Source organism: Streptomyces sp. UF-297 (genome assembly GCF_058245575.1).
Genome location: NZ_JBSIBZ010000145.1, coordinates 1 through 14,845, shown reverse-complemented (window position 1 = coordinate 14,845; position 14,845 = coordinate 1). Strand labels below are relative to the sequence as shown.

14 protein-coding genes and 1 pseudogene are annotated in these 14,845 nt (G+C 73.4%); 12 read left to right on the top strand and 3 right to left on the bottom strand.

The annotated features are described in order from the left end of the window. From AC4IJH_RS41675 to trpC, 7 genes and pseudogenes are all read left to right on the top strand, one after another. A pseudogene (locus AC4IJH_RS41675) lies at positions 1-344 on the top strand (ATP-binding protein); the annotation flags it as partial. 2 nt (positions 345-346) lie between these two features. Continuing rightward, a complete protein-coding gene (locus AC4IJH_RS41670) occupies positions 347-754 on the top strand; it encodes a roadblock/LC7 domain-containing protein (RefSeq protein WP_227046548.1) in 408 nt (135 codons plus the stop codon). After that, on the top strand, positions 751-1,128 hold the full coding sequence (locus tag AC4IJH_RS41665; protein ID WP_490857252.1) for a DUF742 domain-containing protein: 378 nt from the start codon (positions 751-753) through the stop codon (positions 1,126-1,128). Before AC4IJH_RS41670 ends, AC4IJH_RS41665 begins: the two co-directional genes overlap by 4 nt. Continuing rightward, a complete protein-coding gene (locus AC4IJH_RS41660) occupies positions 1,109-1,729 on the top strand; it encodes a GTP-binding protein (protein ID WP_490857251.1) in 621 nt (206 codons plus the stop codon). The genes AC4IJH_RS41665 and AC4IJH_RS41660 overlap by 20 nt, the downstream gene beginning before the upstream one ends. A gap of 16 nt (positions 1,730-1,745) precedes the next feature. Then, complete coding sequence (locus AC4IJH_RS41655; protein WP_490857250.1) at positions 1,746-3,227, top strand: cytochrome P450; 1,482 nt, start codon at positions 1,746-1,748, stop codon at positions 3,225-3,227. A gap of 109 nt (positions 3,228-3,336) precedes the next feature. Further along, positions 3,337-4,008: a 4'-phosphopantetheinyl transferase family protein gene (locus AC4IJH_RS41650; protein ID WP_490857249.1), complete on the top strand. Its 672-nt coding sequence runs from the start codon at positions 3,337-3,339 to the stop codon at positions 4,006-4,008. A 194-nt stretch (positions 4,009-4,202) separates the two neighbouring features. After that, positions 4,203-5,051: an indole-3-glycerol phosphate synthase TrpC gene (gene trpC / locus AC4IJH_RS41645; RefSeq protein WP_490857248.1), complete on the top strand. Its 849-nt coding sequence runs from the start codon at positions 4,203-4,205 to the stop codon at positions 5,049-5,051. A 12-nt stretch (positions 5,052-5,063) separates the two neighbouring features. On the opposite strand, the gene trpD is transcribed toward trpC, so the two are convergent. After that, complete coding sequence (gene trpD / locus AC4IJH_RS41640) at positions 5,064-6,164, bottom strand: anthranilate phosphoribosyltransferase (protein ID WP_490857247.1); 1,101 nt, start codon at positions 6,162-6,164, stop codon at positions 5,064-5,066. A gap of 191 nt (positions 6,165-6,355) precedes the next feature. Here trpD and pdxR point away from each other — a divergent pair, with 191 nt between their 5' ends. Further along, positions 6,356-7,765 carry a MocR-like pyridoxine biosynthesis transcription factor PdxR gene (pdxR, locus tag AC4IJH_RS41635; protein WP_490857246.1) on the top strand — a complete coding sequence of 470 codons (1,410 nt, stop codon included), beginning with the start codon at positions 6,356-6,358 and terminating at the stop codon, positions 7,763-7,765. Here the strand turns inward: pdxR and AC4IJH_RS41630 are convergent. Together AC4IJH_RS41630 and AC4IJH_RS41625 are read right to left on the bottom strand one after the other, a co-directional pair. Continuing rightward, entirely contained in the window at positions 7,725-8,426 is a 702-nt protein-coding gene (locus tag AC4IJH_RS41630) for an anthranilate synthase component II (RefSeq protein WP_490857245.1), read from the bottom strand. The genes pdxR and AC4IJH_RS41630 overlap by 41 nt on opposite strands. A gap of 32 nt (positions 8,427-8,458) precedes the next feature. Continuing rightward, positions 8,459-10,024, bottom strand: a complete 1,566-nt coding sequence (locus tag AC4IJH_RS41625; protein ID WP_490857244.1) for an anthranilate synthase component I family protein — start codon at positions 10,022-10,024, stop codon at positions 8,459-8,461. 229 nt (positions 10,025-10,253) lie between these two features. Between AC4IJH_RS41625 and AC4IJH_RS41620 the strand changes: the two genes are divergently transcribed. From AC4IJH_RS41620 to AC4IJH_RS41605, 4 genes are all read left to right on the top strand, one after another. Further along, positions 10,254-11,396, top strand: a complete 1,143-nt coding sequence (locus AC4IJH_RS41620) for a 3-deoxy-7-phosphoheptulonate synthase (RefSeq protein WP_490857243.1) — start codon at positions 10,254-10,256, stop codon at positions 11,394-11,396. Between the two features lie 134 nt (positions 11,397-11,530). After that, positions 11,531-12,667: an isoaspartyl peptidase/L-asparaginase family protein gene (locus AC4IJH_RS41615; protein WP_490857242.1), complete on the top strand. Its 1,137-nt coding sequence runs from the start codon at positions 11,531-11,533 to the stop codon at positions 12,665-12,667. 242 nt (positions 12,668-12,909) lie between these two features. After that, positions 12,910-13,113, top strand: a complete 204-nt coding sequence (locus tag AC4IJH_RS41610) for a cold-shock protein (RefSeq protein WP_490857241.1) — start codon at positions 12,910-12,912, stop codon at positions 13,111-13,113. Positions 13,114-13,329: 216 nt separating this feature from the next. Next, the gene (locus AC4IJH_RS41605) at positions 13,330-14,667 is read left to right on the top strand and encodes a DEAD/DEAH box helicase (protein ID WP_490857240.1); all 1,338 of its coding nucleotides are present in this window, start codon (positions 13,330-13,332) and stop codon (positions 14,665-14,667) included. Positions 14,668-14,845 lie beyond the last annotated feature (178 nt).

Sequence of the window (14,845 nt, the reverse complement as noted above, 5' to 3'; positions counted from 1 at the left end):
CCCCCGGGCAGCCCGCCCCCGCCGCGCCGCCGGCCGCCCGGCCGCTCCTCCCGGCGCAGGCCCCGGCCCGCGCCGCCCACGAGGACACCCATGAGGACGTGCCAGTGGTGACCGAGCGGACCCCGGGCGGACTCCCGCAGCGGCGCCGCAAGACCCTGACCGCCGCCGAGGCCCCCGCGCCCGCCCCGGCCGCCGCCGCGCCCCGGCCCGCGGCCGAGAGCGCACCGCCCGCCCAGCCGCCCGGTATGTGGCTGGCCGCGTTCCAAAGCGGTCTGTCCGGTGAGAGCCCCACCGCGCCTACTGCCCGTGACCACAGTGACGAGTCGTCGGAAAAGAGTGAGTAGCCATGATTCAGCACCGGCCCAACATGGACTGGATGCTCAAGGACCTCGCGGAGAGCGTTCCGCAGACCCGTCACGTCATCGTGCTGTCCTCGGACGGCCTGCGCATGGCCCAGTACGGCACGGAGACCGACACCGCCGACCGGCTGGCCGCCGCCTGCGCCGGACTGCAGAGCCTGGCGGGTGCGGTCTCCGCCGAATTCCCGCACAGTGACGGCCGGATGCGGATGGTCGTCATCGAACTGGACGGCGGCTTCTTCTACTTGATGGCCGCGGGCGCCGGCGCGTACCTGGCGGTGCTCGCCGACGAGGGTGTGGACGCGGGTCTCATCGGGCAGCGGATGCGGGATCTGGTGGCGCGCATCGGTGAGCACCTCAGCAGCCCGCCGCGCCACGACGGACAGGCCGTATGAACGCAGGACCCGATGGGGGTGCGGGCGACGACTGGGAGGATCAGAGCCCGGAACGCCTCTATGTGATCACCGGCGGGCGCAGCGGCAGCTCCGGCAGCACCGCCCCACTGGACCTGGTCACCCTGATCGTGGCGAAATCCGGGCCCAGGCCGGGGATGCAGCCCGAGCAGGCCGCGATCATGCGGCTGTGCCACTCCCCGCTGTCCGTGGCGGAGCTGTCCGCCTATATGCAGCTGCCGGTCAGCGTGGTCACCGTCCTTCTCGGTGACCTGCTGGCCGACGGCAGGGTCGTGGCGCGGGCGCCCGTCCCGCCGGCCCAACTCCCCGACCGTTCCCTGATTGAGGCGGTGATCCATGGACTTCAAAAGCTCTGAGGCGAGCTCCGGCACTGTCGTCGGACCGCGGAGCGAGGACGAACTGCCCGAGACGGCCGCCGCCGCGGTGAAGGTGGTGATCGTAGGCGGATTCGGGGTCGGCAAGACGACCCTGGTGGGATCGGTGAGCGAGATCCGCCCGCTGACCACCGAGGAGACGATGACCCAGGCCGGCGTCGGCGTGGACGACATCGCGGGCATCGAGCGCAAGACCTCCACCACCGTCGCCATGGACTTCGGCCGCATCAGCCTCAACGAGGAACTGGTGCTCTACCTCTTCGGCACCCCGGGCCAGCAGCGCTTCTGGTTCCTGTGGAACGGCCTGTTCGACGGTGCGCTGGGCGCGGTGGTGCTCGTCGACACCCGGCGCCTGGAGGTCAGCTTCGACGTCATCGGGCGCCTGGAGGAGCGCGGCGTGCCCTTCGTCGTCGCCGTCAACTCCTTCCCCGAAGCCCCCGGTTACCCCATCGAGGAGCTGCGGGGCGCGCTCGACCTGCCCGCCGAGGTGCCCATCGTCGAATGCGACGCAAGGCTGCGCACCTCCAGCCGTGACGTCCTGATGACGCTGATGCGCTATCTCCACTCCCTCGCCGTGGCTTAAGGACCAAGGAGTCATCGTGAGCACACCGCCCCCCACCCCGTACCCGGACCGGCCTATGGGCCCCTCTCCCCAGGCGTCCCTGGCCCCGCCGCCCGGCTGCCCGGCGCACGGCCCGGGCCTGGACACGGCCGCGGCCCCGGACCTGGGCCCCCTGGGGCCCGGCGGCCTGCGGCGGCTGTACGGCCCCGAGGCCGAGTCCGACCTCAAGGGCCTGTACGAGAAGCTGCGCGCCGAACACGGCCAGGTGGCGCCGGTGCTGGTGCCCGGCGACCTCCCCGCCTGGCTGGTGCTGGGCCACCGCGAGAACCTCGACGTGGTCCGTACCCCCTCCCGCTTCTCCCACGACTCGCGCAACTGGCGCGACATGCAGGAGGGCAACGTCCCCCCGGACCACCCCCTCAGCCCCGTCGCCGCCTGGCAGCCGGGCTGCAACCACGTCGACGGCGCCGAGCACGAGCGGCTGCGCGCCGCGGTGACGGACTCCATGGAGCGCTTCGACCGGCGCGGCATCCGCCGCTATGTGGCCCGGTTCGCGGGCCAGCTGATCGACGAGTTCTCCGGGGCCGGACAGGCCGACCTGGTCGGCCGGTTCGCCGAGCGCCTGCCCATGCTCGTCCTGACGCAGATGGTCGGCATGCCCGAGTCGTACGGCCCCCAACTGCTGCAGGCCGTCCGCGACATGAACAAGGGCACCGAGACCGCGGTCGCCAGCAACGCCTACATCGCCGACACCCTGAGCGCCCTCGTGGACAGCAAACGGGCCACCCCCGGCCGTGACTTCGCCAGCTGGCTCCTGGAGCACCCCTCCCGGCTCACCGACGAGGAGGCCGTCGAGCACCTGCGGCTGGTCCTCATCCTCGGCTACGAGACCACCGCCAACCTGATAGCGAACGCCCTGCGGATGGTGCTGACCGACCGGCGCTTCAGGGCCAGCCTCTCCGGCGGCCACATGACCCTGCCCGACGCCCTGGAGCAGGTCCTGTGGGACGAGCCGCCGCTGCACACGATGCTGGGGCGCTGGGCCACCGGCGACACCGTGCTGGGCGGACAGCACATCAGGGCGGGCGACATGCTGCTGCTGGGCATCTCCGCGGGAAACACCGACCCGGAGATCCGGCCCGACCTGACCGCGCCGGTGCACGGCAACCGCTCGCACCTCGCCTTCAGCGGCGGCCCGCACGAGTGCCCGGGCCAGGACATGGGCCGGGCGATCGCCGACACCGGCATCGACCTGCTGCTCAGCCGCCTCCCGGACATCCGGCTGGCCGTCCCCGAGTACGAACTGCGCTTCACCTCGCCCCTGATGAACCGCTATCTGGTCGAGCTGCCGGTGCGCTTCACCCCCAAGCCCGCCACGGGCCGGGGCACGGGCTCCGCTCTTACCGCCCCGCCCCGCTCGGAGCCCCTCCCGGAGGCCGCCCCCGCCCCGGAGCCCCAGCAGCCCGCCCCCGCCGCCCCGGACGGCTCCTGGTGGTCGCGCCTGCTGGGCAACGGCTGACCCCGCCCGACCGCTCCCCGTACGCCCACGACCCGTACGCCCGCGTGCGCATCCCACGCCCGCACCCCACCGCCCCAGGGGTACGGGCGCGGGACGTAGGCTCCCCGGCATGATCGAGACGATCCTGCCGGTGAAGGTGACCGCGGTCGAGGCGTTCGCGGACGTGCCCGAGGGCGGGCTCTTCCCGGAGGAAGCGGCCCTGATAACCCGCGCGGTGCCCAAGCGGCGCCGCGAGTTCACCACGGTCCGCGACTGCGCCCGCCGCGCCCTGGGAACCCTCGGCGTGCCGCCCGCACCCCTCCTCCCCGACCCCAAGGGCGCGCCACGCTGGCCGGAGGGCATCGTGGGGAGCATGACGCACTGTCAGGGATACCGCGCCGCGGCGGTGGCCCCCCGGGACGCACTGCGCTCCCTGGGCATCGACGCCGAGCCGCACGGCCCCCTGAAGGAGGGCGTGCTGGAGGCCGTCACCGTCCCCGGCGAACGCGACCGGCACACCGCGCTCGTGCGCACCCACCCCGGCATCTGCTGGGACCGCCTGCTGTTCTGCGCCAAGGAGGCCGTCTACAAGGCGTGGTACCCGCTGACCCACACCTGGCTCTCCTTCGAGGACGCCTCGGTCACCTTCGACGCGGCCGCCCGCACCTTCACCGCCCGCATCCTCAAGCAGGACAGGGACGGCACGGACGACACGGGCCGCCCCTCCCGCGCCCCGGACGTCTTCGCGGGCCGCTGGCTGGCCGGCCAGGACCTCCTGATCACGTCCGTCGTCGTGCCCTGACACGGGCGCCCGGCCCCTCCCCCCGGCCACCCCTGCCCCACCCCTCTCACCCCGCGTAACCTGCTGGTTTCTCCCGTCAGGGGCCAGGCCGGGCGCGCCGGACGTACGCTTCGTTTCCTGCCGCCCGTGCCGCTTCGCGTCCCGCCGCAGGGCCGGGTGGCACGGTGCCGCGGCGGCGGGGGGAGAGGCCGGCCATGAACGTACTGGACAGCATCATCGAGGGCGTACGGGCCGATCTGGCCGAGCGCCGAAGCCGCGTCCCCGAGAGCGCGTTACGGCCGCGGGCCGAGGCCGCGGGGCCCGTACGGGACTGCGCCGCCCTGCTGGACGGCACGGCCGGGCTGAAGGTGATCGCCGAGGTCAAGCGCTCCAGCCCCTCCAAGGGCGCACTGGCCGAGATCGGCGACCCGGCGGCGCTGGCCGCGGCCTATGAGGCGGGCGGTGCCACGGCGATCAGCGTCCTGACCGAGCGGCGCCGCTTCGGCGGCAGCCTGGAGGACCTGGCGGCGGTCCGTGCCGAGGTCGAAGTCCCGCTCCTGCGCAAGGACTTCGTCGTCGACCCCTACCAGCTGTGGGAGGCGCGGGCGCACGGCGCCGACCTGGCGCTGCTCATCGTCGCCGCGCTGGAGCAGCCCCTGCTGGCCGAACTCGCCGCCCTGGCAGCAAAGATCGGCCTGACCCCGCTGGTGGAGGTGCACGACGAGCAGGAGGCGGCGCGGGCCGTGGCACTGGGCGCCCGGGTCGTCGGCGTCAACGCCCGCGATCTGCGCACCCTGCAGGTGGACCGCACGGCCTTCGAGCGCATCGCGCCCGGCCTGCCGCAGGGCACCGTACGCATCGCCGAGTCGGGCATCCGCGGCCCCGAGGACGCCGCCCGCTACGCCGCGCTCGGGGCGGACGCGGTGCTGGTGGGCGAATCGGTGGTCACCGACGGCCGCCCCCGCGAAGCGGTCGCCGCCCTGGTGGCGGCGGGCGCCCGGCCCGCACCGGGCGCACCGGCCGCCCCCGGCGCCGGCCGCGCCCACCGCCCCGGCTCCCGCTAGCCCGCCGCCCGGTCAGCCCCCATGGGCGTGCTTGGCGCAGACGGCGCTCCAGTGCTCCAGGACGGCCGCCGCCGCCCCCGAATCCACCGCAGCGGCGGCCCGCGCCACCCCGGCCGCCAGCCGCTCGGTCAGCGGCGCCGGCGTACCGCTCTCCAACGCCCGCTCGCCACCGGCGGGCCGGGACACCCCGTCCAGTGCCACCAGCCCCGCCGCCGCCGACAGCAGCACCGCATCGCGTACCGGCCCCCGCGCCCCCGCGAAGACCTCGTGGGCCACCCGCGCGTTGTGGGCCCGGTCCCCGCCGCGCAGCGCGTCGAGCGAGGCGTACGCCATACCGATGTCGCGCGGGTCGAAGCGCTCGGTGCGTACGTCGTGGCCGCTGACCGACCAGACCGTGGAGGTAGTGGTGACGGTCAGCTCGTCCATGCCGTCGTCCCCCCGGAAGACCAGCGCGGAGGTGCCCCGCTTGGCCAGTACGCCCGCCAGCAGCGGTGCCATCCGCGCGTCGGCCACCCCGATCGCCTGGGCGGCGGGCGCGGCCGGATTGGCCAGCGGGCCCAGCGCGTTGAAGACCGTACGGATGCCCAGCTCGCGGCGCGGCGCCGCGGCGTGCCGCATCGCGGGGTGGAACACCGGCGCGAAGCAGAAGGTGATCCCGCTCTCCGCGGCCACCTCGCCGACGTCCCGCACCGCCAGGTCCAGCGGGATGCCCAGCGCCTCCAGGACATCGGCCGAGCCGCAGCACGAGGAGGCGGCGCGGTTGCCGTGCTTGACCACCCGCGCCCCGGCGCCGGCCGCCACCACCGCGCCCATCGTGGAGATGTTGACGCTGCCCGAGCCGTCGCCGCCGGTGCCGACGATGTCCAGCACGGGGCCCGGCACCTCCAGCGGTACGGCGTGCGCGAGCATCGCGCTCACCAGGCCCTCGATCTCCTCGACGGTCTCGCCCTTGGCGCGCAGCGCGACCAGCAGCCCCGCCATCCGGGCCGGGCCCGCGCTGCCCGCCATCACCTCGTCCATGGCCCAGGCGGTGTCCCGGGCGGACAGATTTCTGCCCTCCAGCAGCGCGTTCAGCAATTCCGGCCACTTACGGATCTGCGGTTCGGCAGTCACGGAGATGCTCCTCGAACGGCACCGGAGGACGGGGACGCGTCCAGTCTGCGAAGGGCCGAAGGCGCTTTCCAGACCACTGACCGCGCAGAACTACGGTCCACTTCCGGCGATCTCCGACGGGCGGACCGCCGATCTCTCATGGCCCGTCGCCGATAACCGGTCACCGCATACGCAATCCGAGGGGGAGGGCCGTGGCCCTGCACATAGCGGTGGAGGTCGTCCGGGATTCCGAGGATTCCCTGACCTCCCAGATCCAGCGATTCATCAAGCAGGAAATAGCCGACGGAATACTGCACCCGGGTACCCGCCTGCCCTCCAGCCGCCGTCTCGCCGGCGACCTGAACGTCTCGCGCAGCGTGGTCGTGGAGGCGTACGGGCAGCTCGTCGCCGAGGGCTACCTGGAGGCGGCACAGGGCTCCGGCACCCGCGTGGTGCACCACCTGACCCGCGAACCGGTCGTCCCCACCCTGCTGGACGAGGGCCAAGTGCCGCCCGTGCGCTGGGACCTGCGCACCGGGGGCCGCGCCGCCCCGGCCTTTCCGCGCCGCGAGTGGCTCACCTGCTACCAGCGCGCCCTGCACTGCGCCGCCGCGCAGTTCGGGGCGCCCGGCCACGGCTACCCGCCGCTGTCCGGCCTGCCCGAACTGCGCGTCGAACTCGCCCGCTACCTGGGGCGGGTGCGCGGCGTACGGGCCGGCGCCGACCAGGTGATGGTGGTCGCCGGCTTCGCCCAGGCCCTCAGCCTGCTGTGCGCCGTCCTCCCGGGCCAGGGCGTCACCGGGATCGGCGTGGAGGACCCGGGGCACCCCCGCCAGCGGCGGTTCATCCAGGAGAGCGGCATGTGCCCGGTGCCGGTCCCGGTCGACGAGGAGGGCATCGACGTCGCCGCGCTGGCCGCCGCCGGTGTACGGGCCGTACTGGTCACCCCTGCCCACCAGTTCCCCACCGGCGTCGCTTTGTCCGCACAGCGCCGCGCCGCCCTGGTCCGCTGGGTCCGCGACACCGGCGGCTGGATCATCGAGGACGACTACGAGGGCGGCCTGTCCTACGAGCGCGGCGCCCGCCAACTGGCCCTGCAGCGCCTGGCCCCCGACCACATCGTCTACGCCGGCACCGTCAGCAAGACCCTCGCCCCCGGCCTGCGCCTGGGATGGCTCGCGGCCCCCCGGCGCCTGCTGGACCAGCTGCTGCGGGTACGCGCCGGACACGACCTGGGCAGCGACTCCTTCACCCAGCTAGCCTTCGCCGAACTCCTCGCCAGCGGCCACTTCGACCGCCATCTGCGGCGGCTGCGCGACCTGTGCCGCGGCCGCAGGGAGGCTCTGGACGAGGCCGTGCGCAAACACCTGCCCGGCGCCCGCGTCCTGGGCCCCGCCGCCGGGCTGCACGCCTACGTCCGGTTGCCCCGGCACACCGACGAGGCGGCGGTGGTGGCCGGCGCGCTGCGCCGCTCGGTCCTGGTGCGCGGCGGCGCGGCCTTCCACGTCCGCCCGCGCCCCGACGCGCCCGCCCTGGTGGTCGGCCACGCCCACCTGCCGCGCTCCGGCGTCACCGAGGCCGTCAAAGCGCTGGGCGGCCTCCCGACGGTCCGGATCCGCTGACGACCGGAGCGGATGCGCCCGCCGGGACCATGCGGCCCGTACGGCTTCGCCTCCCGCACCCCGAAAGGAAGGTGCGCATCATCCGCAGCCCGCCCGCCGTCATCACGCTCTCCGGATGGAACTGCACGCCCTCCACCGGCAGCGACCGGTGCCGCATCCCCATCACATACCCGTGATCGGTGGACACCGCCGTCCTGACCAGCTCCCGCGGCAGCGGCTCGGCCACGATCAGCGAGTGATAGCGGGTGGCCTCCACGGTGCGCCCCAGGCCCTGGAAGATCCCGGCGCCGTCGTGCCGCACCGTACTGGTCCGCCCGTGCATCACCTGCCGCGCCACCTCCACCCGCCCGCCGTACGCCAGCGCGATCGCCTGGTGCCCCAGGCACACCCCCAGCACGGGGACGCGCCCGGCGAACTCCCGTACCAGCTCGACATGGCCCGACTCGGCCGGATGCCCGGGGCCCGGCCCGAGCACCACCGCGTCCGGCGCGCCCGCCGCCAGCTCCCGCGGGCTGTGCGTCAGGGACCGTACGACCCGCGTACGCGCCCCTAGCGTGCGCAGGTACTGATCGATGATGTGCACAAAACTGTCGTACGCATCGATCAACAGCACCTCAACTGCGCCCACTTCGTCCCCCTGCACCCCGATCGCCCCCGTCACGTTCCTCACCCCGTTCACGCCGTTCCCCCTGCTCACGCCGTCAACTCCCGCCCCGTCAGAGCCCAGTAGGCGGCCCCCATCTTCGCCAGCGTCTCCCGCCACTCCGCCTCGGGCACCGACTGCGCCACCATCCCCGCCGAACTCTGCGTGGAGTAGGTGCCCCCGTCGTACTCGATGGTGCGGATGCACAGCGCCAGCTCACTGAAGCCGCGTACGTCCACCAGCCCCACCGCGCCCGCGTAACTCCCGCGCGGCTCCCGCTCCAGAGAGTCGATGATCTCCATCGCGCGCACCTTGGGCGCACCGGTCATCGTCCCCGCGGGAAAGGTCGCGCGCACCGCCCGCCAGGTGTCCACGCCCGCCTCCAGCTCCCCGGAGACCGTCGAGACCAGATGGAAGACGTGCGAGTAGCCCTCCACGGCCATCAGCCGCTCCACCGGGCGGGGGCTGGGCCTGCACACCCGGCCGATGTCGTTGCGGCACAGGTCCACCAGCATGATGTGCTCGGCCTGCTCCTTGGTGCTGGTGCGCATCTCCTTGACCCGCAGCTGGTTCTCCTCCTCGTCCCGGCCGCGCCGGGCCGTGCCCGCGATGGGCCGCATCACGATCCGCCCGCCCTCGATGCGGAAGTACAGCTCGGGGCTGGCGCCGATCAGCGTGCGTCCGGCCCGCGGCATCAGATACATGTACGGGGAAGGGTTGCGCCGCCGCAGCCGCCGGTAGACCTCCACCGGCGTCAACGCGGTCGTCACGTCGATGCGGTGGCCGATCTGGATCTGGTAGATGTCGCCGACGCGGATGTGCTCCAGGCAGCGCGCCGCCCACCCCAGGAACGTCGCGCGGTCCACGCTGTCGCGCACCGACAGCGGGACGGGCGCCGCGGGCGCGCCGTCCGTCCGGCCCGCCGCGCCCGCCTCCCGGGCCAGCGCGGCGACATCGACCCCGTGGCCGCCGTCCGGCAACGAGGCGCCGTGCGCCCGCAGTTGACGCACCGCACCGGACGCCAGGTCGTACCACACCGTGTCCCGGAACAGCGTCAGCGTGACATCGGGCCCGCGCGCCGCCTTGGTGCGCCGCGGCAGCGACTCCATGTGCCAGACCGACTCGTAGGCCAGACAGGTCAGGAACCCGAAGCAGAACCCGTCCCGCGGCAGCTCCGTACGCACCGAGAACAGCCGCTGCGCCGCGGCCAGCAGCGCCCACATCTGCTCCGGGCCCGAGTGCCGCAGCCGGGTGACACCGGGGGAGGGGGCGGCCTCCACCGCCGCCCCGAGCCCGCCCGCCACCGCGGCCAGCGCCTCTCCTACGGCGGGCAGCCCGTCGATGTCGATCCACCCGGGCCCGGCCTCCGTCCCGCCACCGGACCCGCCTGCATCCCCGCACCCGCCGTGCACCCTGATCTCGCACAGCCGCCCGAAGCCGACGGCGGCCCACCTGCGGTCCTCCTCGGCGCCGTCGACGCTCTCGAAGAGGTAGACGTCCTGGGCGGGCAGCGTGCGGCGCAGCCGTACGTACAGATCGAGGGGATCGTGCGGCGCCAGCTCCTCGGCGGTGACCCGCACAGCGATCGGCGAAGGTCGGGGAAAGGGTCCGCGCATGGTGAACTCCTCGGGAATGCGGCACGGTTGACGGCGCCCGGCCAGCGAAACAGTTCACGGCGAGCAACTGCCAGACCAATCCCCGATGACCGATGCGGTCCATTCCCGGAATGCTTGACCGGGTGCGCGCGATGAATTGCAGTGGAGGGACCACGGCCACCGCATTCCCTTTTCTCGCAGATTCCCCCACAGCTGCCGCATTCCCTCTTCACCACCGGAGCAGACCCACATGTTCCAGAACGCGAAGAACTCCACACCCCGCCGGCACCTTGAGGAACTCCATCCCATCGCCCGCCTGGCCCACCTCCCGCCCCTGGTCTTCACCGCCGAGTGCGATCTGCTGCGCCACCGGCTGGCCGCCGTGGCCCGCGGCGAGGCCTTCCTCCTCCACGGCGGCGACGGGGACCGCGCCCGCGGCACGGACCGGCACGGAGCCCGCCGCGGCCCCACCACCGCCGACGCCCTGCGCGGACAGCTGCGCAGGCTGCTGCAGATGGCCGTCGTCCTCACCCACGCCACCGCCATGCCCGTCGTCAAGACCGGCAGACTGGCCGGGCCGTACGCCGCCTCCCGCCCCGCCACCGCGGCCCCGTCCCGCGTCCTGCGGATGTACGAGTCCTCCGCGATGTCCCTCAATCTCCTGCGCGCCCTGACCGCCGGAGGCTTCGCCGACCTGCGCCAGGTACACGCCTGGAACCGCGGATTCGTGGCCCGCTCCCCGGCCGGCGCACGCTACGAGGACCTGGCCGACGAGATCGAGCGCGCCCTGTCCTTCATGCGCGCCTGCGGCGTGGACACCGGCGCCCTGGGCACCGCGGAGTTCTTCGCCTCCCACGAGCCCCGGCTGCTGGGCTACGAGTCCGCCCTGACCCGCATCGACCCGCACACCCGCGCGCCGTACGCCACCAGCGGCCACCTGCTGTGGCTCGACGAGCGCCGGCACACCCTGGACGACGCCCTCCTCGAACACCTCTGTCTGACCCGCAACCCCGTCGCCGTCGACCTCGGCCCCGCCGCCACCGCCGCCACCGCCGCCACTGCCCTGACCCACCTGGACCGGCTGGATCCCCGGCGCGAGCCGGGGCGGCTGACCTTCGTGGTGCGGACCGGCGCCGAGCGCATCCGCGACGTACTGCCGGACCTGGTGGAGAAGGTGCGGGCGCAGGGCGCCCGGGTCTGCTGGGTCTGCGCCCCGGCACACGGCGGCCCCGCCACCACCGGCACCGCCCTGGAGGAGGTACGCGGCTTCGTCGAGGTCCACCAGGCCCTGGGCACCCACCCCGGCGGCATCCACCTGGACCTCACCGACGACGACTCGACCGCATGCCTGGACCTGGCCTTTCTCCTGGCGGAGGTCTTCCGCACCGCCTGACTCCCGCCGTTTTCGCCGTCCGCCCGGCACCCTTGCGCCCCCGCAGCCCCGTCTGCTGATGATGCACACTCACCCAATCTCCGCCGCAACCGCGGGAGTTGACGACAGTCATGCATCTGCGTACGAGATCAGCGATGACGGCCCTGTGCGCCGCGGCGGCGGCCACCGCCGCCCTTCTGACCGGAATCCCCCACGGCGACACCGCCTCGGCCGCCTCAAGCGCACCGCACACCCGGGCAGCCGAGCCCGCCCCCGCCGCCCCGCCCGCACCCCACGCCAAGGCCGCCCCCATGCGCACCACACCCCGCCCGGACGCCCACGACGTCCTGCTGGCCGTACACGGCGGCGCGGGCGGCGCCCTGAAGCGGGAGAGCGCCGACCCCGAGCGGGCCAGGGCCCTCAGACAGGGCCTGACCGACGCCCTGCGCGCGGGCCACAAGGTGCTGCGCAACGGCGGCAGCAGCGTGCGCGCCGTCGAGGCCGCGGTGCGCTCGATGGAGGACAACGAACTGTTCAACGCGGGCCGGGGCGCGGTCTTCACCGAGGACGCCGGCCACGAGCTGGACGCCTCGATCATGCGCGGCTCCGACCTGGCCGCCGGCGCGGTCGCAGCAGTCCGCAACGTACGCAACCCCGTCTCCGCCGCCCGCCTGGTGATGGAGAAGACCCGGCACGTCATGCTCTCCGGCGAGGGCGCCGACGACTTCGCGGCCCGCGGCGGCCTGCCCACCGTCACCCAGGACTACTACTGGACCCAGCACCGCTGGGACGAGCTGATGAAGGCCAAGGGCCGCGGCCCCGCCCCCACCGCCCCGAAGGCCCAGGACGCCGGGGACACCCAGGGCACCGTCGGCGCCGTGGCGACCGACCGCCGCCGCGACCTGGCCGCCGCGACCTCCACCGGGGGACTGGTCAACAAGATGGCGGGCCGCGTCGGCGACTCACCCGTCATCGGCGCGGGCACCTACGCCAAGAACGCCACCGTCGCCGCCAGCGCGACCGGCGCCGGCGAGGTCTTCATCCGCGGCGCCGCCACCGGCACGATCTCGAACCTCATCGAGTTCGGCGGCGCCGACCTGGCCACCGCCGCGTACCGGGTCCTGGTCGAGCGGCTGCCCGCGCTGGGCGGCACCGGCGGCGTGATCGCCCTGGCCCCCGACGGCACCTTCGACGCCCCGCACAGCAGCGAAGGCCTGCTGCACGGCTATCTGACCCGCGACGGCAAGATCACCACCAAGGTCTTCTACGACGAGTCCCCGCCCAACCAGTGACCGCCCCCATCGTGCGGCAGAGAACCACGAGGCGGCCCGGGCGCCGTCTGTGTTACGTTGGATGCGTTGCAGTTGTGGTACCCATGAACTTTGTGCGCGCCTGGAGGCTGGTAGCCCCAGGCGTTGTCTGTTTTCCGGACCTCGTTCCGGTTTCCGGGCCCCGGCCCGGTGTGGGGCAATCATCTCGGCGACGCGGAGGCCGCGCAGTGCGGTCTCTGGTTTGCCCCATGAAGGAGAAAAACATGGCTACTGGCACCGTGAAGTGGTTCAACTCGGAGAAGGGCTTCGGCTTCCTGGAGCAGGACGGTGGCGGCCCCGACGTGTTCGCCCACTACTCCAACATCCAGTCGACCGGCTTCCGTGAGCTGCTCGAGGGCCAGAAGGTCCAGTTCGACGTCGCCCAGGGCCCCAAGGGCCCGCAGGCGGAGAACATCGTCACCCTCTGACGATCCGAGCATCACGTTCTCGGCGTACTGAGCCGTCCTTGAGACGCAGTGGAACGCACTGAGGCGTACTGAGCGTCACCACGCTCGCGCGGACGGGGCCCGCACCGGCCAATTGGTGCGGGTCCCGTCCGTCTCCGTATGACCGGCACCTTGTCGCCGCCCCGCAGCCTCGTTCCACCCACCCTCCATCCCTGCCGCACCTAAGAAGGGCCTTCAGTGACACGAGCCACCGCGCCGCGACCGAGCACCCCCAGCCAGACGCCCGCCGTCTCCTTCGACGAGCTGTCGCTGGCACCCCAGCTCCGCACCGCGCTGGCCGCGCAAGGTGTCACCGAGCCGTTCCCCATCCAGGCCGCCACCATCCCCGACGCCCTCGCCGGACGTGACGTCCTCGGCCGCGGCAGGACCGGGTCCGGCAAGACCCTGGCCTTCGGCCTCCCGCTTTTGAGCCGTACGGCAGGACAGCGCGCCGAGAGCAAGCGCCCGCTCGCCCTCGTCCTCGTCCCCACCCGGGAACTGGCCACCCAGGTCAGCGACTCCCTGGCCCCCTACCTCGCGGCGCTGCGCCTGCGCGCGACCGTCGTCGTCGGCGGCACCTCCATCAACCGGCAGGTCGAGGCCCTGCGCAAGGGCGTCGAGGTCCTGGTCGCCACCCCCGGCCGGCTCGCCGACCTGCTGGACCGCCGCGCCTGCTCCCTGGACAAGGTCGCCATCACCGTCCTGGACGAGGCCGACCAGATGACCGACATGGGCTTCCTGCCGCAGGTCACCAGGCTCCTGGAGAAGGTCGCCCCGGACGGACAGCGGATGCTGTTCTCCGCCACCTTGGACCGCAACGTCGACAAGCTGGTCCGCCGCTTCCTGACCGACCCGGTCACCCACTCCGTGGACCCGTCCGCCGCGACCGTCACCACCATGGACCACCACATCCTGTACGTGGCCGACACCGACAAGCGCGCGACCGTGACCGAGATCGCCGCCCGCGACGGCCGCGTGATCATGTTCGTCGACACCAAGCGCGGCGCCGACCGCCTGACCAAGCACCTCCTGGCCCAGGGCGTACGGGCCGCGGCGCTGCACGGCGGCAAGTCCCAGCCCCAGCGCACCCGCACCCTCGAACAGTTCCGTACGGGCCATGCCACGGCGCTCATCGCCACGAACGTGGCCGCCCGCGGCATCCACATCGACGGCCTCGACCTCGTGGTGAACGTCGACCCGCCGACCGAGCCCAAGGACTACCTGCACCGCGGCGGCCGCACCGCCCGGGCCGGCGAGTCCGGCACGGTCGTCACGCTGGTCACCCCGGACCAGCGCCGCGACATGACCCGTCTGCTGTCCCGGGCCAAGATCACCCCCACCACGACCAAGGTCCACCCGGGCCACACCTCCCTGACCGACATAACCGGCGCCCGCACCCCCTCCGGCGTCCCGGTGGTCCTCACGGTCCCCACGCCGGCCGCGACCCCGGCCTCGTCGTCGGGCGGCCCGAACAAGTCGCGCCGCCGCCCGCGCCGCAACCGCCCGCCGCGCCGTACGGCCCGCCCGGCGGCGTGACGGGCGAAGTAGTGACGGGACCCCCTCCGCGTCGCACCGCTTGATCGTGTAGTGTTCTCCGAGTTGCCACAGAGCCGTAACGGTTCTGCGGCAGCCACTCGCGCCGCACCGGCGGCACACCACTACTCGCACGGCCCCCATTCGGGAAAAATTTCGGCATGCCGAAATTCTGACCGAA

Bases quoted from the DNA above. Each gene is read 5' to 3' on its own strand.
- AC4IJH_RS41670 (WP_227046548.1), top strand. From the start codon at position 347: ATGATTCAGCACCGGCCCAACATGGACTGGATGCTCAAGGACCTCGCG.
- AC4IJH_RS41665 (WP_490857252.1), top strand. From the start codon at position 751: ATGAACGCAGGACCCGATGGGGGTGCGGGCGACGACTGGGAGGATCAG.
- AC4IJH_RS41660 (WP_490857251.1), top strand. From the start codon at position 1,109: ATGGACTTCAAAAGCTCTGAGGCGAGCTCCGGCACTGTCGTCGGACCG.
- AC4IJH_RS41650 (WP_490857249.1), top strand. From the start codon at position 3,337: ATGATCGAGACGATCCTGCCGGTGAAGGTGACCGCGGTCGAGGCGTTC.
- trpC (WP_490857248.1), top strand. From the start codon at position 4,203: ATGAACGTACTGGACAGCATCATCGAGGGCGTACGGGCCGATCTGGCC.
- AC4IJH_RS41625 (WP_490857244.1), bottom strand. From the start codon at position 10,024: ATGCGCGGACCCTTTCCCCGACCTTCGCCGATCGCTGTGCGGGTCACC.
- AC4IJH_RS41620 (WP_490857243.1), top strand. From the start codon at position 10,254: ATGTTCCAGAACGCGAAGAACTCCACACCCCGCCGGCACCTTGAGGAA.
- AC4IJH_RS41615 (WP_490857242.1), top strand. From the start codon at position 11,531: ATGACGGCCCTGTGCGCCGCGGCGGCGGCCACCGCCGCCCTTCTGACC.
- AC4IJH_RS41610 (WP_490857241.1), top strand. From the start codon at position 12,910: ATGGCTACTGGCACCGTGAAGTGGTTCAACTCGGAGAAGGGCTTCGGC.